The 23812-nt window shown below is 62.5% G+C and carries 21 protein-coding genes; 20 read left to right on the top strand and 1 reads right to left on the bottom strand.

Annotated elements, in window-relative coordinates:
• Positions 1–5: 5 nt before the first annotated feature.
• The 15 genes from NKH97_RS14150 (at position 6) to NKH97_RS14080 (ending at position 15714) form a co-directional block, all read left to right on the top strand.
• Positions 6–869: a bifunctional allantoicase/(S)-ureidoglycine aminohydrolase gene (locus NKH97_RS14150; RefSeq protein WP_352797423.1), complete on the top strand. Its 864-nt coding sequence runs from the start codon at positions 6–8 to the stop codon at positions 867–869.
• Entirely contained in the window at positions 866–1357 is a 492-nt protein-coding gene (locus NKH97_RS14145; protein ID WP_128302770.1) for an ureidoglycolate lyase, read from the top strand. The genes NKH97_RS14150 and NKH97_RS14145 overlap by 4 nt, the downstream gene beginning before the upstream one ends.
• A 67-nt stretch (positions 1358–1424) precedes the next feature.
• Positions 1425–2018 (top strand): nucleoside deaminase, encoded by a 594-nt coding sequence (locus NKH97_RS14140; RefSeq protein WP_128302769.1) that lies wholly within the window; start codon positions 1425–1427, stop codon positions 2016–2018.
• Between the two features lie 60 nt (positions 2019–2078).
• Complete coding sequence (locus tag NKH97_RS14135; RefSeq protein ID WP_352797418.1) at positions 2079–2384, top strand: type II toxin-antitoxin system MqsR family toxin; 306 nt, start codon at positions 2079–2081, stop codon at positions 2382–2384.
• Entirely contained in the window at positions 2381–2800 is a 420-nt protein-coding gene (locus NKH97_RS14130) for a type II toxin-antitoxin system MqsA family antitoxin (protein ID WP_050592750.1), read from the top strand. Before NKH97_RS14135 ends, NKH97_RS14130 begins: the two co-directional genes overlap by 4 nt.
• 79 nt (positions 2801–2879) lie before the next feature.
• Positions 2880–4865, top strand: coding sequence for a CocE/NonD family hydrolase (locus tag NKH97_RS14125; protein ID WP_352797415.1), 1986 nt, complete (start codon positions 2880–2882; stop codon positions 4863–4865).
• A gap of 154 nt (positions 4866–5019) precedes the next feature.
• Positions 5020–6606: an ABC transporter substrate-binding protein gene (locus NKH97_RS14120; RefSeq protein ID WP_023813638.1), complete on the top strand. Its 1587-nt coding sequence runs from the start codon at positions 5020–5022 to the stop codon at positions 6604–6606.
• Between the two features lie 16 nt (positions 6607–6622).
• Positions 6623–7582, top strand: coding sequence for an ABC transporter permease (locus NKH97_RS14115; RefSeq protein ID WP_352629889.1), 960 nt, complete (start codon positions 6623–6625; stop codon positions 7580–7582).
• A gap of 9 nt (positions 7583–7591) precedes the next feature.
• Positions 7592–8416: an ABC transporter permease gene (locus NKH97_RS14110; RefSeq protein WP_027039888.1), complete on the top strand. Its 825-nt coding sequence runs from the start codon at positions 7592–7594 to the stop codon at positions 8414–8416.
• Positions 8416–10071, top strand: coding sequence for an ABC transporter ATP-binding protein (locus NKH97_RS14105; RefSeq protein ID WP_352672745.1), 1656 nt, complete (start codon positions 8416–8418; stop codon positions 10069–10071). The genes NKH97_RS14110 and NKH97_RS14105 overlap by 1 nt, the downstream gene beginning before the upstream one ends.
• A gap of 183 nt (positions 10072–10254) precedes the next feature.
• Positions 10255–11844, top strand: coding sequence for an ABC transporter substrate-binding protein (locus tag NKH97_RS14100; RefSeq protein WP_352629893.1), 1590 nt, complete (start codon positions 10255–10257; stop codon positions 11842–11844).
• 98 nt (positions 11845–11942) lie between these two features.
• The gene (locus NKH97_RS14095) at positions 11943–12782 is read left to right on the top strand and encodes an alkaline phosphatase family protein (RefSeq protein WP_023813643.1); all 840 of its coding nucleotides are present in this window, start codon (positions 11943–11945) and stop codon (positions 12780–12782) included.
• A gap of 271 nt (positions 12783–13053) precedes the next feature.
• Positions 13054–13620, top strand: a complete 567-nt coding sequence (locus tag NKH97_RS14090) for a sigma-70 family RNA polymerase sigma factor (protein WP_023813644.1) — start codon at positions 13054–13056, stop codon at positions 13618–13620.
• The gene (locus tag NKH97_RS14085; RefSeq protein WP_023813645.1) at positions 13617–14285 is read left to right on the top strand and encodes a hypothetical protein; all 669 of its coding nucleotides are present in this window, start codon (positions 13617–13619) and stop codon (positions 14283–14285) included. Before NKH97_RS14090 ends, NKH97_RS14085 begins: the two co-directional genes overlap by 4 nt.
• On the top strand, positions 14275–15714 hold the full coding sequence (locus NKH97_RS14080; protein WP_023813646.1) for a S8 family serine peptidase: 1440 nt from the start codon (positions 14275–14277) through the stop codon (positions 15712–15714). The genes NKH97_RS14085 and NKH97_RS14080 overlap by 11 nt, the downstream gene beginning before the upstream one ends.
• Positions 15715–15746: 32 nt before the next feature.
• Here the strand turns inward: NKH97_RS14080 and NKH97_RS14075 are convergent, their stop codons facing one another.
• Positions 15747–16769, bottom strand: coding sequence for a substrate-binding domain-containing protein (locus NKH97_RS14075; protein ID WP_023813647.1), 1023 nt, complete (start codon positions 16767–16769; stop codon positions 15747–15749).
• Positions 16770–17130: 361 nt separating this feature from the next.
• Between NKH97_RS14075 and NKH97_RS14070 the strand changes: the two genes are divergently transcribed.
• From NKH97_RS14070 to NKH97_RS14050, 5 genes are all read left to right on the top strand, one after another.
• Positions 17131–18486: an ABC transporter substrate-binding protein gene (locus NKH97_RS14070; protein ID WP_127267791.1), complete on the top strand. Its 1356-nt coding sequence runs from the start codon at positions 17131–17133 to the stop codon at positions 18484–18486.
• Positions 18487–18713: 227 nt separating this feature from the next.
• Positions 18714–19727, top strand: coding sequence for a carbohydrate ABC transporter permease (locus NKH97_RS14065; protein WP_023813648.1), 1014 nt, complete (start codon positions 18714–18716; stop codon positions 19725–19727).
• A 1-nt stretch (position 19728) separates the two neighbouring features.
• Positions 19729–20883: a carbohydrate ABC transporter permease gene (locus tag NKH97_RS14060; RefSeq protein ID WP_352794646.1), complete on the top strand. Its 1155-nt coding sequence runs from the start codon at positions 19729–19731 to the stop codon at positions 20881–20883.
• A gap of 4 nt (positions 20884–20887) precedes the next feature.
• Complete coding sequence (gene bglA / locus NKH97_RS14055) at positions 20888–22552, top strand: beta-galactosidase BglA (protein WP_031213706.1); 1665 nt, start codon at positions 20888–20890, stop codon at positions 22550–22552.
• Positions 22553–22576: 24 nt separating this feature from the next.
• Positions 22577–23689, top strand: a complete 1113-nt coding sequence (locus NKH97_RS14050) for an ABC transporter ATP-binding protein (protein ID WP_023813651.1) — start codon at positions 22577–22579, stop codon at positions 23687–23689.
• Positions 23690–23812: the final 123 nt, after the last annotated feature.

The raw sequence follows: 23812 nt of genomic DNA, 5'->3' as shown, positions 1-23812 counted from the left end.
AACCCATGGATACGATCAGGATGCCCGAGCGAACCTATTACGCACCACATGGCGGCCACCCCGGCCAGAGCGAGCTTCTGACCGGCCGCGCCGTCTTCACCGAGGCCTATGCCGTCATTCCCCGGGGTGTGATGCAGGACATCGTGACCAGTGCGTTGCCGTTCTGGGACAAGACCCGCACCTGGATCTTGTCGCGACCGCTATCCGGTTTTGCCGAGACGTTCTCGCAATACATTGTCGAGGTCGCGCCGAGCGGCGGCAGCGAGCGGCCGGAACCCGATGCCGGCGCCGAGGGCGCCCTGTTCGTGGTCGAGGGCGAGTTGACGGTTCTGCTTGCCGGCAAGAAGCATGTCTTGCGGCCCGGCGGCTTTGCCTTCCTGCCGCCGGCCAGCGGCTGGACGGTTCGCAACGAAAGCAAGGCCGACGTGCGCTTCCACTGGATTCGCAAGGCTTACGAGGTGGTTGACGGCCTCGATGTGCCGGAAGCCTTCTTCACCAACGAGCAGGAGATCGCGCCAACCCCTATGCCCGGCACCGAAGGCCGCTGGGCGACGACGCGGTTCGTCGATCCGGCCGATTTGCGCCACGACATGCACATGACCATTGTCACGCTGGAACCCGGCGCGGTCATTCCCTTCGCCGAGACCCATGTCATGGAGCATGGGCTCTATGTGCTGGAGGGCAAAGCGGTCTATCGCCTCAACCAGGACTGGGTCGAGGTCGAGGCCGGCGACTATATGTGGCTGCGCGCCTTCTGTCCGCAGGCCTGCTACGCGGGCGGCCCGGGAAAATTCCGCTATCTGCTCTACAAGGACGTGAACCGGCACGCCAAGCTCGGCGGCGCCGGTGTCCCCGGGCGGACGCCGTGACGCGGATCATTGCGCGGCCACTGACCCGCGAGAGCTTTGCTCCGTTCGGCGACGTCATCGATATGGGCGGCGACAACCACTACCCGATCAATGGCGGCCGCGCGGAACGCTATCACGATCTGGCGACCGCCGAGGCGATCGGACCGAATGCCCGCGTGCTGATCTCGATGGTGCGCGGCACGCCTTACGAACTGCCGCTGAAGCTGAGCATGGTCGAGCGCCACCCCTTCGGCAGCCAGGCCTTCATCCCGCTGTCGCCGCGCCCATTCCTGGTCGTCGTCTGCCATGATGGCGATGAGGGGCCGGGCGAGCCGCATGCCTTCACCACCGCACCCGGACAAGGTATCAACTATTCCCGCAATCTCTGGCATGGCGTGCTGACGCCGCTCGGCGAGCCTCAGGACTTCCTGATCGTCGACCGGGGCGGCGACGGCTCCAATCTCGAAGAATTCCATTTCTCGCATGCTTACGAGATCCATCTCCCTTAATTTTTTGTGCATGTCGTTACCCCAAAACCGGGGCACTTTTGGGCGACATGCAGCAGGAGAGCCTGAAATGACCGACATTTCTTTGATCGACCGCCTGCTCGACGTGATCGAACACGACATCGTGCCGAAGACGGCCGACGGTGTTGTCCATGGCAACAAGCTGTTCGGCGCGGCGATCCTGCGCAAGGACGACCGTTCGCTGGTGCTGGCCGAGACCAACAACGAGAGGGAAAACCCGCTCTGGCATGGCGAGGTGCACTGCCTGAAACGTTTCTACGAAATGCCGAAGGCGGAGCGCGTCGATACAAGAGACGCCATTTTCCTCGCCACGCATGAGCCCTGCTCGCTCTGCCTGTCGGCGATCACCTGGACTGGCTTCGACAATTTCTACTATCTGTTCAGCCACGAGGATTCGCGCGACAGTTTTGCCATCCCGCACGATCTGAAGATCCTGAAAGAGGTCTTCACCCTCGACCCCGGCGGCTACAATGCCGAGAATGCCTACTGGAAGAGCTTTTCTATCCGCAGGCTGGTGCGAGCGTTGCCCGAGGTAGAGCGGCAACGGCTGGAAATACGCATCGGCGCGATTTCGGCGCGCTACGATGATCTGTCCGGCGTCTATCAGGCGAACAAGGACGATAACGACATCCCGCTGAATTAGGGCTCTCGGCCTACCGGGGGGCACCCTTGAATTGCCACCTTTATGGTGGCATATTGCGTCATGGAGAAACGAAGGCCCACCTACGATCTTGATGCCATCAAGACGACGTTCGGGTCTGTCGGTACGCTGGCGATCACGACGTCCGCTCTGCGGGATGCCACAGGCCTTGGCTTCGACCGTGCCGGCGTCGTCGAGGTAATCGGCGGCATGACGAGGAAAATGTTCGTGAAATCCATGACGACCTTTGCGGATCACCGGGTCTGGCAGGATGTCTATCACGTGCCCGTGCGCGACCTGATCCTCTACGTGAAATTCCAAGCGGATGTCGTGACCGAGTTCACGGTCATGTCGTTCAAGGAGAAATGACCATGGCGACAAGAGAAGAAAATCGGACCATGATTTCCCCCGAAACCGGGGAAACGCTCACGCGTGACGTGCGTCCATTCACAGTGGCGTACAAGGGCGAGAGCATAATTGTCGACCTTCCGGGTTACTATCCAGCATCCGGTGACGAGGGTGTGCATATCGGAGGCGACATGGCTGCCGTCGATGCCGCACTACGCGCCCTCAAGGAGAGGATCGATGGCGTGCCGGCCCCGGCAACCATCCGCCGCATGCGCACAAAGCTCAATCTGTCGCAGCGCGAGGCAGGATCCCTGTTCAAGGTCGGCGAGAATGCTTTCGACAAGTATGAAAGGGGCCTGATCGAGCCGAGTGGCCCGACCATTCAATTGATGACGCTGCTGGAAAAACATCCTGAACTGCTGGATGAATTGCGGTAGCGGCACAGGTCGCATTTTTCGCTGCTCCAGTCGCGAATGGTGATTGAAAGTCGTCGCGCCGCGGGGCGTTATGCGGGCCATGAAAACCGTCACCGAATTTCCCCGCAAGGTCGTCGAGTTCCCGGATATGGGCATCGTCATGCCGGATGGCTGCCGGCTGTCGGCGCGGGTCTGGATGCCGGAGGACGCCGGCGACGATCCGGTGCCTGTCATCCTCGAACACCTGCCCTACCGCAAGCGCGACGGCACCATCTTTCGCGATCAGCTGACGCATCCCTATTTCGCCGGCCACGGCTACGCCTCGATCCGGGTCGATATGCGCGGCAATGGCGATTCCGAAGGGCTGATGGACGACGAATATTCCGAGCAGGAATTGCAGGACGCCTGCGACATCATCGCCTGGGCGGCAAGCCAGCCCTGGTGCAACGGCAATGTCGGCATGATGGGCATTTCCTGGGGCGGCTTCAACTGCCTGCAGGTGGCGGCCAAGCAGCCGCCGGCGCTCAAAGCGGTGATCAGCCTGTGCTCGACCGTCGACCGCTACGCCGACGACATTCACTACAAGGGCGGCTGCCTGCTGATCGAGAACTTCGGCTGGGCCTCGACCATGCTGTCCTACTCGTCGCGGCCGCCGGACCCGCTGCTGGCCGGCGACAACAGATGGCGCGATCTGTGGCTGACCCGGCTGGAGAACCAATCCTTCCTGGCGCCGCTGTGGCTGAAGCACCAGCACCGTGATGCCTACTGGAAGCGCGGCTCGATCTGTGAGGATTTTTCCGCCGTCAAAGCCGCGGTGCTGTCGATCGGCGGCTGGCATGACGGCTACCGCAACACGGTCTCGCATCTGGCCAGCAACATCGAAGCCCCGGTCAAGGGCATTATCGGGCCATGGATCCACAAATACCCGCATTACGCAGGACCAAAACCCGCCATCGGCTTCCTGCAGGAGGCCTTGCGCTGGTGGGACCGCTGGCTCAAGAGTGTCGAAACCGGTGTCGAGTCCGACCCGGCCTACCGCGCCTATGTCATGGACAGCGTGCGTCCGGCGCGCTGGCACCCCGAGCGTCCCGGCCGCTGGATTGCCGAGCAGCAATGGCCCTCGCCAACCATCAAGACGCAGACGGTCGATCTGATCCCCGCAACGGAAAAACCCGCCATCGTTGCCTCGCCGCAAAGCTGCGGCTTGGCTGGCGGCGAGTATTTTCCCTTCACCTTCGGCCCCGAACTGCCAGGCGATCAGCGCCCCGACGATGCGCTGTCGGTGTGTTTCGACCAGCCGGAACTCAGTCAGGCCATCGACATCGTCGGCGCCCCGGAAGTCGAATTGCGGCTGTCCTCCGACCGTCCGCAGGCCAACATTGCGATCCGACTCTGTGACGTGCATCCCGATGGCGCCTCGGAACTGATTTCCTATGGCGTGCTCAATCTGACGCATCGCAATTCGCATGAATTTCCCGAGGCGCTGGTGCCGGGCGAACCCGTGTTCGTGCGCGTCGTGCTCGATCAATGCGGCTATCGCGTTCCGCCCGGCCACCACCTGCGTGTTGCCGTTTCGAACGCCTATTGGCCTGCCATCTGGCCGTCGCCGGAGCCGGTCCGGCTGACCTTGTCGGCGGCGACGCTCCGCTTGCCGCTGCGGCCGCTGGCGACAGACGACGAAGCGGCGTTCGCCGAGCCGGAAGGTGCCACTCCCTGGGCAACGGAGACGATCCGCGCCAGCAATTCCGAGCGCCATATCGATCGTGACGAAAAGACGGGAATCGTGACGCTTTCCATCGTTGATGATTTCGGTGAGGTCCGCGATCTCGATCACGGTCTTGCCAATGGCAGCATTGCCCGCGAGACCTGGACGATCCATCCCGACGATCCGCTGTCGGCCTCAGGGAAGACACACTGGACGCAGACCCTGTCGCGAAACGGATGGTCGGTACGCACCGAAACGACAGCCGAAATGCGATCGGACGCGCAAAACTTCATCGTCAGCGCCAGAATCGAGGCTTATGAGGACGAAACGCTCGTCTTCGAGCGCAATTTCGAGCAGAAGGTGCCGCGCGCGCTTCTTTGAGCACTGAGCTCATTGGTCCAATTGCGACGTACGATTTACGCCACGGCATGTCGCATTCGGTCTTGCTTACCGCTTTCCCTTGCGGTCATTATTCTCCTCACAAGAAACAAGAAAAACGACCGCAGAGTCGAACCAACAGAGTGAGGAACTCAAAATGTCGAACGAACTGGAATTTCTTAGCCGGCGTGTCGCGTCGGGCAAACTGAGCCGTCGTGATTTTCTCGGCCGGGCGGCGGCGCTCGGTATCTCCGCACCCTTCGCTAATTCGCTGCTTTCAAGCGCTGCACGCGCGGCAGGTCCGGTCAAGGGCGGCACACTGAAGGCCGGACTTGTCGGCGGCGAGTCCACCAACAGCCTTGATCCGGCACTGTTCATGACTCAGGTGCCGTTCGCCTTCGGCAAAATGTGGGGCGAATTGATTGTCGAGCTTTCGCCGGAAGGCAAGCTCGAGAACCGCATCGCCGAGGAGATCGGCTCGTCGGACGACGCCAAGGTATGGACGCTGAAGATCCGCGACGGCGTCGAATTCCACAACGGCAAGACGGTGACCGCCGAGGACGTGGCCGCCACACTTGAGCGCCATTCCGACGAGAAGTCGAAATCCGGCGCGCTCGGCTACATGAAGGGCATCGAGACCATCAAGGCCAGCGGCAAGGAAGTCGTGCTGACCCTGAAGGAAGCCAATGCCGATCTGCCCTATTTGCTCAGCGACTATCACCTGATCGTCCAACCGAATGGCGGCAAGGATAAGGCCGACGCAGGCATCTCGGCCGGTCCTTACAAGGTCACGACCAATGAGCCCGGCGTGCGCCATGGCGGCGAGCGTTTCGCCAATTATTGGCAGGGCGACAAGATGGGCCATGCCGACCAGATCGAGATCATCGTCATCAACGATGCGACGGCGCGCACCGCCGCCCTGCAAGGCGGCCAGGTCAACATGATCAACCGCGTCGAGCCGAAGATCGTCGACCTGATCAAGCGCCTGCCTGGCGTGACCATCCGCAACCATGCGGGTCCTGGCCACTATGTCTTCATCGCGCATTGCAACACCGCCCCCTTCGACAACAACGATCTGCGCATGGCCCTGAAGCTGGCCATCGACCGCGAAGAAATGCTCGACAAGATCCTGCGTGGCTACGGTTCGATCGGCAACGATTTCCCGATCAACGCTTCCTACCCGCTGTTCACTGATATCGAGCAGCGCAAGTACGATCCCGACAAGGCCAAGTTCCACTTCAAGAAGTCGGGCCATGACGGCGCCGTGCTGCTGCGGACTTCGGACGTCGCTTTCCCGGGCGCCGTCGACGCTTCCCAGCTCTTCCAGCAGAGCGCTGCCAAGGCCGGCATCAAGATCGAGCTCAAGCGTGAGCCCGGTGACGGCTATTGGAACGAGGTCTGGAACAAGCAGCCCTTCTGCGCTTCCTACTGGGGTGGCCGCTCGACCCAGGACCAGATGTACTCCACCGCTTATCTGTCGACCGCCGACTGGAACGACACGCGTTTCAAGCGCCCGGACTTCGACAAAATGGTGCTGGCCGCGCGCGCCGAGCTAGACGAGACCAAGCGCAAGCAGATGTACCATGACATGGCTGTCCTGGTCCGCGACGAAGGTGGCCTGATCTTGCCGATGTTCAACCAGTTCATCGACGCTACCGGCGCCAAGGTCGACGGCTGGGTCGACGATCCACATCAGGAGCTGATGAACGGTTACGCGCTGGCGAAGTGCTGGCTCGAAGCCTGAGCTTGGCCTTGCGGATATGTCCTCACCCATCTTGAAACTGGTGGCCCAGCGCGTTGCGCTGGGCATTCTCCTCTTGTTGGCCGTTTCGGTCCTGATCTTCGCCGGCACCCAGATCTTGCCCGGCGACGTCGCGCAAGCCATTCTCGGACAATCGGCGACACCGGAGTCGCTCGCCAATCTGCGCGAGCAACTCGGGCTCAACCAGCCAGCCTATCTCAGGTATTTTCATTGGCTGGGCGGCGTGCTGACCGGCGATCTCGGCACGGCCATGTCGAGCGGGCAGGATATCGCCACGTCGATCAAGGGACGGCTGTGGAACACGCTGTTCCTCGCCTTCTGGGCAGCGATCGTCGCCGTGCCGCTGGCGATCATCCTCGGCCTGATCGCGGTACGCTATCGCAATGGCTGGGTCGACAAGCTGATCTCCGGGCTGGCGCTGGCCTCGACCTCCTTTCCCGAGTTCTTCATCGGCTACGTGCTGGTCTATTTCTTCGCCGTGAAATGGCAAATCTTCCCCGGCATCTCGACCGTCTATGACGGCATGCCTTTTGGCGAGCGCATGCAGGCGATCGCCCTGCCGGCGGCAGCGCTGACGCTGGTCGTGCTCGCCCACATGATGCGCATGACACGCGCGGCGATCCTCAATGTCATGCAGTCGGCCTATGTCGAGACGGCGGAACTGAAAGGCCTGTCGGCCTTCAACGTCATCCGCAAGCACGCCTTCCCCAATGCCATCGCGCCGATCATCAACGTCGTCATGCTCAACCTCGCCTATCTGATCGTCGGCGTCGTCGTGGTCGAGGTGATCTTCGTCTATCCGGGCATGGGGCAGTATCTCGTCGACCACGTCACCAAACGCGACGTGCCGGTGGTGCAGGCGGTCGGCCTGATCTTCGCCGCCGTCTACATCAGCCTGAACATCATTGCGGACATCGGGGCTATCGTCGCCAATCCGCGTCTCAGACACCCGAAATAGGGGGCGGATATGCTCGATATCAAACGCATCCCCATCCCCGCGCTGATCGGCATTATCCTGACGACGCTGTTCGTGCTGGCGGCGGTCTTCGCACCGTGGATCGCACCGCACGGCAATGGCGAAATCGTCGGCGATGTCTGGGAACCGATGTCGGCTGCCCATTTGCTGGGCACCGACAATCTCGGCCGCGACCTGCTTTCGCGCATGATCTACGGTGCCCGCATCACTTTGTTCATCGCGGTGCTGGCCACCGCGCTGTCATTCTCGCTCGGCGCCATCCTCGGCTTCTCGGCGGCGGTGTTCGGCGGCTGGTTCGATACGCTGCTGTCGCGCCTCGTCGATCTCTTGATGTCTATCCCGACGCTGATCATGGGTCTCGTCGTGCTGTCCGTGCTGCCTACCAATCTGGTGACGCTGATCCTGGTGATGGGCATTCTGGACTCGACCCGCGTCTATCGCCTGTCGCGCGCGGTCGCCGTCGACATCAACGTCATGGACTATGTCGAGGCGGCGAAACTGCGTGGTGAGGGCAGCGGCTGGATCATCTTCCGCGAGATCCTGCCCAACGCATTGTCGCCGCTGGTTTCCGAACTCGGTCTGCGCTTCATCTACGCGGTGCTGTTCCTGTCGACGCTGTCGTTCCTCGGCCTTGGCGTGCAGCCACCGGACGCCGACTGGGGCGGCATGGTCAAGGAAAACAAGGACGGCATCGTCTTCGGCATCGCGGCCGCACTCATCCCGGCGGCGGCGATCGCCTTGCTGGCGATTTCCGTCAACCTGGTTGCCGACTGGGTGCTCAACCGGACGACAAGCCTCAAGGGAGGACGCGGGTGATGGCCGACACCAAAGCGAAACCTGGCTTGTTGCTCGACATCCGCAATCTGCGCATCGAGGCCACCGTCTTCCCGCCCGGAGAGCCGCCGAAGAACATCGTGCTGGTGCACGATGTCTCGCTGACGCTCGAGAAGGGCAAGGTGCTCGGCCTGATCGGCGAATCCGGGGCCGGCAAGTCGACCATCGGTCTGTCGTCGATGGGCTATGGCCGCGGCGGCGTACGCATCACCGGCGGCGAGGTCATCCTGAACGGCCGCGACATCCTCAAGGGCGGCAAGGATGGCTTCCGCAAATTACGCGGCCGCGAAGTCTGCTATGTCGCGCAGTCGGCGGCAGCGGCCTTCAATCCGGCGCACAGACTGATGGACCAGGTGGTGGAAGCCACGCTGCTGCACGGCACCGCGACACGAGCCGAGGCCGAGAAGCGCGCGGTTGCGCTGTTCAAGAAGCTCAGCCTGCCCAACCCCGAAACCATCGGCGAGCGTTTTCCGCACCAGGTTTCGGGCGGCCAGTTGCAGCGTGTGATGACGGCGATGGCGCTCTGCTCCGAGCCGGACCTGATCGTCTTCGACGAGCCCACAACGGCGCTCGATGTGACGACGCAGATCGACGTGCTGGCGGCGATAAAGGACGCCATCCGCGACACCCATGTCGCTGCGCTCTACATCACGCACGACCTTGCCGTCGTCGCCCAGGTCTCCGACGAGATCATGGTGCTGCGCCATGGAAGGCTGGTCGAATGGGGCGGCACGCGGCAGATCATCAAGGAGCCGCGTCAGGAATACACCAACGCGCTTGTCTCGGTGCATGAGATCGAACACCAGGAGCAGAAGCCCGGCACGGCACCGTTCCTGTCGGTGAAGAACATCACCGCCGCCTATGGCGGCAGCCATATCAAGGTGCTGAAAAACGTCTCCGTCGACATCTATCCGGGACAGACGCTTGCCGTGGTCGGCGAGTCCGGCTCTGGCAAGTCGACGCTGGCGCGCGCCATCACCGGTCTGCTGCCGCCCGAACAGGGCACCGTCACCTTCGACGGGCGCCCGCTGGCGAACCGGCTGGCCGACCGGCCGAAGGAGGATTTGCGCCAGCTGCAGATGATCTATCAGATGGCCGACGTGGCGATGAATCCCCGCCAGACCGTCGCCACCATCATCGGCCGGCCGCTGGAGTTCTATTTCGGCATGCGCGGCCGCGAGCGTGACAGGCGCGTTACCGAACTGCTCGACAAGATCGAGATGGGCAAGGGCTTTTCCGACCGCTACCCGGCCGAGCTTTCCGGCGGCCAGAAGCAGCGCGTCTGCATTGCCCGGTCGCTTGCCGCCAAGCCCAAGTTGATTATCTGCGACGAGGTCACCTCGGCACTCGATCCGCTGGTGGCACACGGCATTCTCGAGCTGCTGCTCGAGCTGCAGAAGGAAGAGAACGTCGCCTATCTGTTCATCACGCATGACCTCGCCACTGTGAAGTCGATCGCCGATTCGATCGCGGTGATGTATCGCGGCGAGGTGGTGCGCTACGGCCCCAAGAGCAAGGTGCTGAGCCCGCCCTTCGACGCCTACACCGACCTGCTGCTCTCCTCGGTTCCAGAGATGGAAATCGGCTGGCTGGAAAAGGCAATCAAGGGACGGCGCATGGCCAGCGCGGGGAACTAAAGCAATTCCGGGAAAACTGGAGACCAGTACTCCCGGAAGAAATGCAGGGCGCTTCCCTGGAAATCGCGTCAGATCAAGCCGCCACATCGGGGCGCCGGCGACCGTCATCCGGATGCAACACTAGAACGCCACACGTCCTTCGGGACAAGCGCCGCTCGCACGACTTTTAAACAGGGGTAGGACATGAAGACTGAATTCGATTATCTCGCTGAACTCGCCGGTCAAGGCCGGATATCGCGTCGCGCCTTTCTCGGGCGTGCCGCCGCGCTCGGCGTATCGGCGGCCCTGATGCCGGCGCTGGCCGGCAAGGCATTTGCCCAGACGGCGGTGAAGGGCGGTATCATCAAGGCCGGCCTGCAGGGCGGTGAATCCACCAACAGTCTCGATCCGGCGTTGAACCTCAGCCAGGTTACCTTCAGCTTCGGCAAGCTTTGGGGCGAGTATCTCGTGCGCCTCACACCGGACAACAAGCTGGTCAACCTGATTGCCGAGGAGATTGGCGCCTCGGCCGACGCCAAGACATGGACAATCAAGATCCGCGACGGCATCGAGTTCCACAATGGCAAGACGGTCGGCGCGGAGGATGTTGCCGCCACCATCGAGCGACATGCGGATGAGAAGTCCAAGTCCGGAGCACTCGGCATCCTCAAGAACATCAAGGGGATCAAGGCGAGCGGCAAGGAGGTCATCGTCACGCTCGGCGACGCCGATGCCGACTTCCCCTATCTGATGGCCGACTATCATCTCACCATCCAGCCGAATGGCGGCAAGGACGATCCGAACGCCGGCATCAGCGCCGGTCCCTATAAAGTTAGCGTCAACCAGCCCGGCGTGCGCCATGGCGGCGAGCGTTTCGCCAATTACTGGCTGCGCGACAAGGCCGGCCATGCCGACCAGGTCGAGATCATCGTCATCAATGATGCGACCGCACGGCTTGCAGCCTTGCAGGGCGGCCAGGTGCACATGATCAACCGCGTCGAACCCAAGGTCGTCGATCTGGTCAAGCGCATCGCCGGCGTTTCCATCGAGAACGTCTCGGGCAAAGGCTACTATCCGTTCAACATGTTCTGCGACACCGCACCTTTCGACAGCAACGACCTGCGCATGGCGCTGAAGCTAGCCATGGACCGCGACGAGATGCTGGAAAAGATCCTGCGCGGCTATGGCTCGGTGGGTAACGACTTCCCGATCAACGAGGCCTATCCGCTGTTTTCCGCCGACATCGAACAGCGCAAGTTCGACCCGGAAAAGGCAGCGGCAGCCTACAAGAAATCCGGCCACAGCGGCTCGATCGTGCTGCGCACCTCGGACGTCGCTTTTCCGGGCGCCGTCGATGCCGCACAGCTCTATCAGCAGTCCTGCGCCAAAGCCGGCATCAAGATCGAGATCAAGCGCGAACCCGGCGACGGCTACTGGTCTGAGGTCTGGAACAAGCAGCCTTTCTCGCTCTCCTACTGGGGCGGACGCGCCACGCAGGACCAGATGTATTCCACCGGCTATGTCTCGACCGCCGACTGGAACGACACGCGCTTCAAGCGGCCGGAATTCGACAAGATGCTGTTTACCGCGCGCGGCGAGCTCGACCAGGCCAAGCGCCAGGCGATCTACCACGATATGGCAGTGATGATGCGTGACGAAGGCGGGCTGATCGTGCCCTTCTTCAACCAGTTCATCGACGCGGCCGCCACCAACAAGATCGGCGGCTATGCCAAGAGCCCTATCGGCGAAATGATGGACGGCTACGCGCTTGCCGAGTGCTGGCTCAACGCTTGAGCGGACTCTGATCGTCCGATTTCATCTATCAAGAACGCCGTGTGCCCGGGACGGCACACGGCGTTCCCGTTTCAACCGCCAACCGCATGGAGCAGCTCATGGCGCTCAAATCCAAGCTTCTGCTGATCATCCTCGATGGCGTGCCCTACCGGAACTGGCGCCGGCTGATGGGCAATCTCGAAGGTTGGGTGCAATCGGGCGAGGCGCGCGTCTGGAAGATGCGCTCGGTGCTGCCGTCGACCTCGGCCTGCTGCTATGCGTCGATCCACACCGGGGTCTCACCGCAGGTGCACGGGATTCTCTCCAACGAGAACCGGTTCCGCGTCGAGCAGCCCGATATCTTCTCCGAGGTCAGCAAGGCAGGCGGCAAGACGGGGGCGGTGACCCATTCCTACTGGTCGGAGTTCTTCCGCGCCTATCCGTTCGACCTGGTCGAGGACATGGAATTCGACGAGCCAAGCGGGCCGATCACGCATGGCCGCTTCCACACCATGACCGGTTACAATCTTCGCAACCAGATGACGCCGAGCGATGTCGACCTGTTCGCGACACTGACGATGCTGACGAAACGCCATGGCATCGACTACGGCATCCTGCACACCTGCACGCTGGATTCGATGGGGCACCGCTTCGGCCACGACTGCCATGAGATGGACCACGCTGTCTATGCGATGGACGGCATGCTGGCGGCCTTCCTGCCGCGCTGGATCGAAGCCGGCTATGAGGTGATCGTCACCGCCGATCACGGCCAGACCGATCGTGGCCATCATGGCGGCCATGACGACGAGATGCAGGATTTCGCGCTGTACTATTTTGGACAAGATAAGGGTCCGCAGGCCGACACGCTGCTCGACCAGCTGCAGCTGGCGCCGACAGTGCTGAGCCGGCTGGGTGTGGCAATACCGGAGACGATGAAGGCGAAGCCGTTTTTGGGGTGACAAGCGCTCCGTTGGCGTCCCCCTCTCCCCGTCCTTTACGGGAAGAGGGTAAGGATGAGGGCAGCGCCAACATGGCATATGAACAGCGAACGCCGGCGCCGCCCCTCATCCGCCTGCCGGCACCTTCTCCCCGTATAGTGACGGGGGAGAAGGGATGCTCTGGCAACCGCCCCGCTCTTCGGTTAGCCTCCTAAAAATTCCTTGGCGGAGGATGAACCTTTTTGGACCGATCAGCGACAGAGCAGACAGGAGCCAGGCGGCTCGACCGGCCATGACGGCAGCGACGGAGACCGATCGCGCTCTCGTCGACCGGGTCGCGAAGGGCGACCGTGCCGCCGTGCGGCTCCTGTTCATGCGTCACCATGCGCGGGTCTACCGCTTCGTGACGCGCCAGACGGGATCGGAAATGATGGCCGACGATATCGCCAACGAAGTCTTCCTCGAGCTGTGGCGCCAGGCGCCGGGCTTCGAAGGGCGCTCCGAAGTCTCGACATGGCTGCTCGGCATCGCCCGTTTCAAGGCGCTGTCCTTTCTGCGCAAGAAGAAGGAAGACTGGATCGACGACGAGGCCGCCGCCGCGGTGCCCGACGGCGCCGACACGCCGGAAGTCGTCACCATGAAGGAAGACAAGGCCGCCGCCCTGCGGCGCTTCGTCGAAACCTTGCCCGAAGAGCATCGCGTCGTCATCGATCTTGCCTATTATCACGGACAGTCGGTGAGCGAGATCGGCGAGGTGCTCGACATTCCGGTCGCCACCGTCAAGACCCGGATGTTCTACGCCCGCAAGAAACTCGGAGAGGCCCTCAAGGCCGCCGGTTACGACAGGGGGTGGCCATGAGCGCCGCTGAAAAGATGTCGCGCCGCGACGAAATGGAAACGCTGCTGCCGTTCTACCTGAACGGCTCGCTGGAAGGTTCCGATCTGGAAGCGGTCGAGGAATGGCTGGCCAGCGATCCGGCCGCACTTGCCGCCCTTGGTGAGGCTGAAGCCGAATTCTCCGGCGCCACGGCCGCCAACGAAGCAATCCGGCCGCCGGCCGATGCGCTCAGCCGCTTTGCCAAGGCACTCGACGCCGAGGCCGGGCCTGCGCGCAAGCCGGCAGGATCGTCCTGGCTGGCGCAGGCCTGGGGCCGCTTCATGGCGGTGCCGGTCGGTGTCGCCTGGGCGGCAGCCGCGGTTCTGCTGGCCCTGGTCATGGTGCAGTCGTTTGTCGAACCAGGCGGCAAAGGCAATGATTTCGAGATTGCCGGCGCGGAAAACGATCCGGCGAAAATGCCGTTCGCCCTGGTCAAGTTCAAGCCGGATGCCAACATGTCGGACATATCCGCCTTCCTCGGCAGCAACGGGCTGAAGATCATCGGCGGACCGACCGCCGACGGCGTGTTCCGGCTTGGCATTCCGGCCCCGACCGCTGCCGACTACAACAAGCAAATCGGCCTTGTTGCCGCCCAGGCTTTCACGGAAACTGTGATCGAGGGAAGGAAACCCGTTGATGGCGGCTGAGGCAGTCATTCGATTTGCGGCAATCCTTGCGGCGGCGATGACAATCGTCGCCGTGCCCGCGTCGGCGCAGACCAACGACCCCAATCCAGACCAGACCAAAATCGACTGCCGCGACGGGACCAATGCGGCGGGAGCCGACTGCGCCAAGAACGGCAATGACACAAAGGGCGGATCGGACGCAGGCCAATCCGGCGCCGTCTTCCTGCCGGCGCTGATCGTCGACCTGTTTCCCAACCCGGAGGCGCCTCCGACCCCTGTGCCGACGCCACGGCCGGCACCCGCGACGCTGCCTGCCGATACTCAAGCCGGCCCCCCGCCTGGCGGCCCGATCGTCTCGCCGACCGATCTCATCGCCGTTCAGCCGCGGCGCGCCGTGGTCGGCGATTTCGTGCCCGACGAGGTGCTGGTGACCGTCGACGGCGATGCCGGTGCCGTGCAGCAGATCGCCGCCTCCTTCGGCCTGCAGGTGCGCTCGCAGCGCCAGTCGCGGCTGCTTGGCACCACGCTGGTGCGCTTCGGCATTCCCGACGGCCGGCCCGTCGGCGTCGTGCTGGCGCAACTGGCCGCCGACGGCCGCACACAGCGGCGCGAGCCCAATCATGTGTATTCGCTGCAGCAGGCCGCCGGCATCGTCAACTATGCGTTCGATCATATCGCGCTCGATTCCAAACAGGCCAGCGGCGAAAACGTTCGCATCGCGGTGATCGACACCGGCATCGACGACACCAACCCGGCGCTGTCGGGCGTCATTGCCGGGCAGTTCGACGCCATGCCCGACGTGCCGATCGAAAAGCGCGATCACGGCACGTCGATCGACGGGCTGATCGCCGGCGTCGGCGTGCTGGAAGGCATGGCGCCGGGCGCAAAAATCTATCACGCCCGCGCCTTCGAGGGCGGCAAGTCGACCATGGACGTCATCCTGTCGGCGCTCGACTGGGCGGCGGAACAGGACGTGCGCATCATCAATATGAGCTTCGTCGGGCCGAAGAACGATTTGCTCGGCGTCGCCTGCCGCAATGCCCGCGCACTCGGCATGGTGCTGGTCGCCGCAGCCGGCAACAACGGGCCGAAGGCGCCCTATGGCTATCCGGCGGCCTTCGATGGTGTCATCGCAGTCACCGCCACCGACGCCAAGGATGGGCTGATGCCGCAGGCCAATCGCGGCGCCTATGTCTTCATCTCGGCGCCCGGCGTCGAGATGGTGGCGCCGAGCGGCGGCGGTTCGGACGTGGTCACAGGCACCTCGTTTGCGGCGGCGATCGTGAGTGGCGCCATCGCCAATCTCATCCATGCCGCGCCTGATCGTTCGGCCGACGACATCGAGAAAGCGCTCGCGGCGACGGCCAGGGATCTCGGCCCAAAGGGACGCGACAATGATTTCGGCTACGGGCTGCTGGACATCAAGGCGGCAGGGGCTGCGAAGGAGTAAGGTCGGCGCTTGCAGCGCTTCGGGAGACAGTTCTAAACAGGCGCCCCCGCCACCGATCCCCTAACCACCAGGTCGACCGGCCAGACCTCTCCGCGGGCACCCTCCTCCAGGCCGGAAATCCGTGCCGCCAGCCGCTCGGCGACACGGGCGCCGGCCAGACGGATCGATGAACGCGTCGTTGACAGCGGCACCGAAAAATTCTCCGGCCTCAGCCAGGGGAAGACATCGTCATGGGCGATCAGCGACACGTCGCCCGGAATGCTCAGGCCGAGGTCGCGCACCGCACGCACGACGCCCAGCGCCATGATCAGGCTGGAGCAGGCGATCGCGGTCGGCGCGTCGTCCTCTTCCAGCAAGCGCCTGGTGGCGCGATAGCCGTTCTCCTCGGTCATATCGACCGAGCAGACATGGCGTTCGCTCAATGTCAGTCCGCTCGCGGCAAGCGCCCGGCGCACGCCGCGTTCTCGATGGATGGCGAAGGTCTCGCGGTCGTCACCATTGATCAGCGCCAGCCGCCGATGACCGAGCTGGATCAGCAGCCTGGCCGCTTCGTGGAAGGCGCCCTCATTGTCGATGTCGGTAAAAGCATAGTCGAAGTCGAAGCCCTCACTGCGGCCATGGACGATGAAGGGAATGCCGAGCGTGTTGACCAGCGCCACGCGCCGGTCAACGGGCCGCGGCGAGGAGATGTAGACGGCGTCGACCTGCCGGTTGGCGACGATGCGCCGGTAGGTGGTTTCCTGGTCGTCGGCGTCGGCCGGCGACAGCACAAGATCGAGCTCGTGCGAGCGGGCATAGTCGCCAAGACCGGACAGGAACTCGACGAAATGCGGATCGATGTCGACGGACGCACCGGTCGGCAGGACATAGCCGATCATGCCGGTCTTGCCGGTCGCCAGCCGGCGCGCGCTCGGGTTGGGACGGTAGCCATGGCGCTTGGCGGCATCCATGACACGCCTGCGCGTTTCCTCGTTGACCTCGGGATAGCCGTTCAGAGCGCGGCTTACCGTGGTTTGCGAAAGTGCCAGCATGTGGGCGAGCTGCTTGAGGTTCACGAAAGTCTCCATTCCCTCAAAGCGCTTTTAAATTGAATCGACCCAAGTGCCACCGAGGCCGAGCCATACAAGCCGAACCATAGACGCGGTTTGGGCGTGTTTGAAACAAAAATTGCTGCTGCATCGCCATAATAGTATGCTGCAGCGCACTTTCAGGAGTTAAGATGCGCGAACCTAAATCGATTAATTCGCCAGCCTCTTGACTTTCTGGCAATTCAATGGCGTGATCGAAAAAGCCAAAGCGCTTTGGAAGACTCTTCGAAAGGTTGCGGTTCCTTTCCGACTGAGTCACAGTCCTGCGGCGTCGGCGGGCGGAATGGAGGTTCCGTCCGGTGTGTGAGACCCACTGGGAGGAATACCGATGAAGAAAATGCTTTTGCTGGGTGCTGCGTTTGCCACGTTCGCCCTGAACGCGCCCGCGCAGGCCGAACTGAAGTTCAAGCCCGGCGAAGACAAGCGCTTCAACTGGGCGAACTACGAAGAACTCAAGAAAGTCGACCTCAAGGGTGAGACACTGTCGATCTTCGGGCCGTGGCGCGGCGAGGACGAAGGCCTGGTGCGCGGCGTTCTCGACTATTTCTCGGAAGCCACCGGCGTCGAGATCAAATACTCCTCCTCGGAGAATTACGAGCAGCAGATCGTCATCGACACACAGGCCGGCAGCCCGCCCAACATCGCCGTGCTGCCCCAGCCGGGCCTGATCCAGGATCTGGCATCGAAGGGCCTTTTGACGCCACTCGGTGACGACACCGCCAAATGGGTCAAGGACAATTATGGCGCCGGCCAGTCATGGGTCGATCTCGGCACCTTCAAGGACAAAGACGGCAAGCCGGGCTTCTTCGCCTTCCCTTACAAGGCCGACGTGAAGTCGCTGGTCTGGTACTCGCCGGATAATTTCGAGGAAGCCGGCTACAAGGTGCCGAAGACCCAGGAAGAACTCGCCGATCTCGAAAAGAAGATCATCGCCGATGGCGGCAAGCCATGGTGCATCGGCCTCGGCTCCGGCGGCGCCACCGGCTGGCCGGCGACCGACTGGGTCGAAGACCTGATGCTGCGCACCCAGCCTCCGGAGGTCTACGACAAATGGGTGAAGAACGAGATTCCGTTCAACGATCCGGCGGTGGTCAACGCCATCGACATATTCGGCAAGATCGCGACCGACGACAAGATGGTCGACGGCGGCGCCAAGGCGGTTGCGGCGACCGATTTCCGCGACAGTCCGAAGGGTCTCTTTTCGGTGCCGCCGAAATGCTACCTGCACCACCAGGCATCGTTCATCCCGACCTTCTTCCCGGAAGGCACCAAGGTCGGCCAGGACGCGGACTTCTTCTACTTCCCGCCCTATGCCTCCAAGCCTGAACTGGGCACGCCCGTGCTCGGCGCCGGTACGCTGGCGATGATCACCAAGGACAGCAAGAGTGCGCGCGCGTTCATCGAATTCCTGAAGATGCCGCTCGCCCACGAGATCTGGATGGCCGAAGGCGGCTTCGTGACGCCGCTCAAGTCGGTCAACAAGGATGCCTATGCCAGCGACGCGCTGAAGAAGCAGGGCGAAATCCTCGCCAATGCCTCGACTTTCCGCTTCGACGGTTCCGACCTGATGCCGGGCAAGATCGGCGCCGGCGCCTTCTGGACCGGCATGATCGACCTGGTCGGCGGCAAGTCGGCGCAGGACGTCGCCACCGACATCCAGAAGAGCTGGGACGCGATCAAGTAGCGGCCGGCACGTAAGCGACCAACCATTCTCGCACTGGGTCCGGGCCCTACTGGCCCGGATCCGACGGCGGCCCGTGCCGCAGCCTTTCGTCATGAGCGCATTGACATGAAGCGCGATCGGCAATGTGCGCAAACCGCCGATGACGTGCTCCAAACAACTGAATCGGCGCCTGGTCCCCGTCACCAAGGTCATTCCTTGTCGGATCATGCGCAGGGGGAGAGGGACCCATGGCGGCTCAGATTTTCTCGGCCATAACTGTCATCATCATCGGGGTCGGCGGTTGCGTCGCCTATTTCTGGGGCGCCAACAGGCTGGTCGACCTGATATTCCCGTCACGCGGCGTCGCCGGTGCCGCGGCCATCGACAATCTGCGCCGGCAAGGGCTGGTCCGGCCATGGCTGTTCGTCGGTCCGGCGATGATCATCCTCACCATTTACCTGATCTATCCGGTGGTCGAGACGCTGCGGCTGTCGTTCCTCGATCGCAGCGGCATCAATTTCGTCGGCCTGGCGAACTATGAATGGGCGTTCGGCGATCGCGAGTTCCGCAACTCGATCCTCAACAACATCATCTGGCTCGCGGTGGTGCCGGCAGCTTGCACCTTCCTCGGGCTGATCATCGCCGTGCTCACCGACAAGATCTGGTGGGGCACGATCGCCAAGAGCCTGATCTTCCTGCCGCTGGCGATCTCCTTCGTCGGCGCCAGCGTCATCTGGAAATTCATCTACGAGTATCGGGGCGAAGGCCAGACGCAGATCGGCATCCTCAACGCCATCATCCAGCATTTCGGCGGCCAACCGCAGGTCTGGATATCGCTGCCGTTCTGGAACAATTTCTTCCTGATGATCATCCTGATCTGGATCCAGACCGGCTTTGCCATGGTCATCCTGTCTTCCGCCCTGCGCGGCATCCCCGAGGAAACGCTGGAAGCCGCTGTCATCGACGGCGCCAATCCGTTCCAGATCTTCTGGAAGATCATGGTGCCGCAGATCTGGGGCACCATCGCCGTGGTCTGGACCACGATCACCATTCTGGTGCTCAAAGTGTTCGACATCGTGCTGACCATGACCAACGGCCAGTGGAACAGCCAGGTGCTGGCCAATCTGATGTTCGACTGGATGTTCCGCGGCGGCGGCGATTTCGGCCGCGGCGCCACCATTGCCATCATCATCATGATCGCGGTCATTCCGATCATGGTCTGGAACATCCGCCAGGCGAACAAAGAGACGGGAGGACATTGAGATGGCCGTCGCGACCGGAAATTCCTTCGCCAGCCGCTTTGGCGTCCACATCGCCGTGCTCATCTTCGTCGCGATCTGGACCATACCGACGCTCGGCATCCTGGTCTCGTCGCTGCGCGACAAGAACCAGATCATCGCCTCGGGATGGTGGAACTCGTTCGCCAGTTCCACCCAGACGGAAGCCGGCCGGCTGCCGCCCGCCTCGGCGCAAGCCGAGAAGGACGGCAAGTTCGTCCTCGAAGGCAATATCTTCGGCGACGGCGCCAAGCGCGACATCAGCGCCTTCGGCGTCAAATCGGCGGCGCCGACGCAGTATACCTCCGGCACGACAGCCGATCTCGGCGACGGCGTGACCTTGCAACTCAATGCCGACGGCAGCTTCGTCATGCAGTCCCCGAAAGCGTTCGAAGGCGATCGCGGCCAGCGCATCTACTATGCCTCATCGGCGCCGCCGAAATTCACCACCGACAATTACAGAACCGTGCTGTTCTCCGAGGGCATCGGACGGTCATTCATGAATTCGCTGACCGTCACTATCCCAGCGACAATCATCCCGATCCTGATCGCCGCCTTTGCCGCCTATGCGCTGGCCTGGATGCGGTTTCCCGGCCGGGCGCTGCTGATCGCGGTTATCATCGGCCTGCTGGTGGTGCCATTGCAGATGTCGCTGATCCCGTTGTTGAAACTCTATAATGGCGTCGGCGCTTTCTTCGGCATGCCGTCGAAGACCTATCTCGGCATCTGGCTGGCGCATACCGGCTTCGGCCTGCCCTTCGCCATCTACCTGCTGCGCAGCTACATTGCCGGCTTGCCGCGCGAAATCATGGAATCGGCGCGCATCGACGGCGCCAGCGATTTCGAGATCTTCGTCAAGATCGTCTTGCCGCTGTCGTTCCCGGTGCTGGCTTCGTTTGCCATCTTCCAGTTCCTGTGGGTATGGAACGATCTGCTGGTGGCGATGGTTTTCCTCGGTACAGAGGCAGACCAGATCGTGCTGACCGCCAAGCTCAACGCGCTGTTGGGCTCGCGCGGCGGCGACTGGGAGATTCTGACGACATCGGCTTTCGTGACCATCATTGTGCCGCTGATCGTGTTCTTCTCGCTGCAGCGCTATTTTGTCCGCGGGCTGCTTGCCGGCTCGGTGAAAGGAGGCTGAGACGATGCAATCCGCTTTGAAGGCCAGCTCGAAGCCTGACCTCGCCATCGATCGCGACTGGTGGCGGGGCGCGGTGATCTACCAGATCTATCCGCGCAGCTATCAGGACTCGAATGGCGACGGCATCGGTGATCTCAAGGGCATCATAGGCCGCCTCCCCTACATCGCCGCACTCGGCGCGGACGCCATCTGGATTTCGCCGTTCTTCAAGTCGCCTATGAAGGATTTCGGCTACGACGTGTCAGACTATTGCGATGTCGATCCGATGTTCGGCACGCTGGCCGATTTCGACGCGCTGACCGCCGAGGCACACAGGCTGGGCTTGAAGGTGATGATCGACGAGGTGCTGTCGCACACCGCCGACAACCACCCATGGTTCAAGGAAAGCCGGTCCAGCCGCAGCAACCCGAAAGCCGACTGGTACGTCTGGGCGGACGCCAGGCCGGACGGCACGCCGCCCAACAACTGGCTGTCGATCTTCGGCGGCTCGGCCTGGCAATGGGACACCAGTCGCCAGCAATATTACATGCACAATTTCCTGGCCGAACAGCCCGACCTCAACTTCCACAACCACGAAGTCCAGGACGCATTGCTCGACGTCACCCGCTTCTGGCTGGAGCGCGGCGTCGATGGTTTCCGGCTCGACACCATCAATTTCTACTTCCACAGCCAGGGCCTGGAAAACAATCCGCCGCTGCCGCCGGAAGAGCGCAACGACCAGACCGCGCCGGCGGTCAACCCCTACAACTACCAGGACCATCTCTACGACAAGAGCCGCCCCGAGAACCTCGGCTTCCTCGAACGGTTCCGCGCCCTGCTCGATGAATATCCGGCAACCGCAGCGGTCGGCGAGGTCGGCGATTCGCAGCGCGGGCTTGAAGTGGTTGCCGCCTACACCGCCGGCGGCAAGCGCGTGCACATGTGCTACTCCTTCGATTTCCTGGCGCCGGAAAAGATCAGCGCGGGCAAGGTCCGCTCGGTGCTGGAATCCTTCGGCAAGGTCGCCAGCGATGGCTGGTCGTGCTGGGCCTTTTCTAACCATGATGTGATGCGTCCGGCCTCGCGCTGGGCGGCCAATGAGGCCGACCCGACCGCCTATCTCAAGGTCATCTCGGCGCTGCTGATGTCCCTGCGCGGTTCGGTCTGCATCTATCAGGGCGAGGAGCTTGGGCTCGGTGAAGCAGAGCTGCGATTCGAGGATTTGCAGGATCCCTATGGCATCCGCTTCTGGCCGGAATTCAAGGGCCGCGACGGCTGCCGCACACCGATGGTGTGGGATGGCGGCGCCAAGAATGGCGGCTTCTCCCCAGCAAAGCCCTGGCTGCCGGTGCCGGCCAAGCATCTAGCGCAAGCGGTCAATGTCCAACAGGGCGACGAGGCTTCGCTGCTTGAGCACTACCGACGCTTTCTCACCTTCCGGCGTGCCCATCCGGCGCTCGCCAAGGGCGACATCACCTTCATCGAAAGTGAGGGAGATACCGTCGCCTTCACGCGCCGCGCAGGCAACGAGCAGATCGTCTGCGTCTTCAATCTGGGAGCAGGGCCGGCCAAGGTTGACCTTGGCGGCCGATCGCTGCAACCTCTGCCCGGGCACGGATTTTCGGGGCAGGCGAACAGCGGTTCCATCGAGCTTGGCGGCTACGGCGCCTGGTTCGGGCGTCTCGACTGAATTTCCAATCACTGGAGGAAACCAATGGCCGATGTCACGCTAAGACAAGTGAAGAAGTCCTACGGCAATCTGAACATTCTCCACGGCATCGACCTCGATATTAAGTCGGGCGAGTTCATCGTCTTCGTCGGCCCGTCGGGCTGCGGCAAGTCGACATTGCTGAGATCGATCGCCGGGCTCGAGGAAATCACCTCCGGCGAGCTTAGAATAGCCGGCGAAGTGGTGAACGACGTGCCGCCGTCGAAGCGCGGCATCGCCATGGTGTTCCAGTCCTACGCGCTCTACCCGCACATGACCGTCTACGACAACATGGCGTTCTCGATGAAGATCGGCAAAGAGAACAAGGCCGAGATCGACCGCCGTGTGCGTCAGGCCGCCGAGATCCTGCAATTGACCAAATATCTCGACCGCCTGCCCAAGGCGATGTCAGGCGGCCAGCGCCAGCGCGTCGCCATCGGCCGCGCCATCGTGCGCAATCCGAAGGTGTTCCTGTTCGACGAGCCGCTTTCGAACCTCGACGCCGCGCTGCGCGTCGCCACCCGCATCGAAATTGCCAAGCTCAAGGAATCGATGCCCAACACGACCATGATCTACGTCACCCACGATCAGGTCGAGGCGATGACGCTTGCCGACCGCATCGTGGTGCTCAAGGACGGCCATATCGAGCAGGTCGGCACGCCGATGGATCTCTACAAGAAGCCCGGCAATCTGTTCGTTGCCCAGTTCATTGGCTCGCCGGCCATGAACATCCTGCCCGCGACCATCGAAAAGACCGGCAATCCGACCGTCGTCAGCCATGTCGGCGGACGCAAGGCAACCGTGCCGATCGCAACGCCTGCTTCGGCGAAGGGTGCTGCGGTGAGCTTTGGCGTGCGGCCGGAGGACCTGATCATCGCCAGCGGCGCGGACTATCTGTTCGAGGGGACGGTCGACTATCTCGAGCAGCTCGGCGAGGTTCAGCTGGTCTATGTCGACATCGGTCGCGCCGACCTGCCGCTGGTGACCAAGCTGCCCGGCAATGTCGAGGTCAAGCGTGGTTCGACGTTGCGGCTGAGCGCCAATGGCGAGGACCTGCATATCTTCGACGCTGACGGACGGTCGTTTGCCCTTCATGAGGCTGAAGCGAAGGCGGCCTGAGGCAGGACCGCGTCTTGGACGCAAAAAGAGGGGCGGGGGTGGGCCCCCCGGGGGTTTTTTTATGTAAACGTGGGGGGGTTTAGGGCGGAGCTATTTCGGGGGGGGGCCCGGGGGGGGGGCGTT

Source organism: Mesorhizobium sp. M0870 (assembly GCF_040319775.1).
GTDB lineage: Bacteria > Pseudomonadota > Alphaproteobacteria > Rhizobiales > Rhizobiaceae > Mesorhizobium.
The sequence above is the reverse complement of the archived record's forward strand: the minus strand, read 5'-3'. Positions and strand labels throughout refer to the sequence as shown.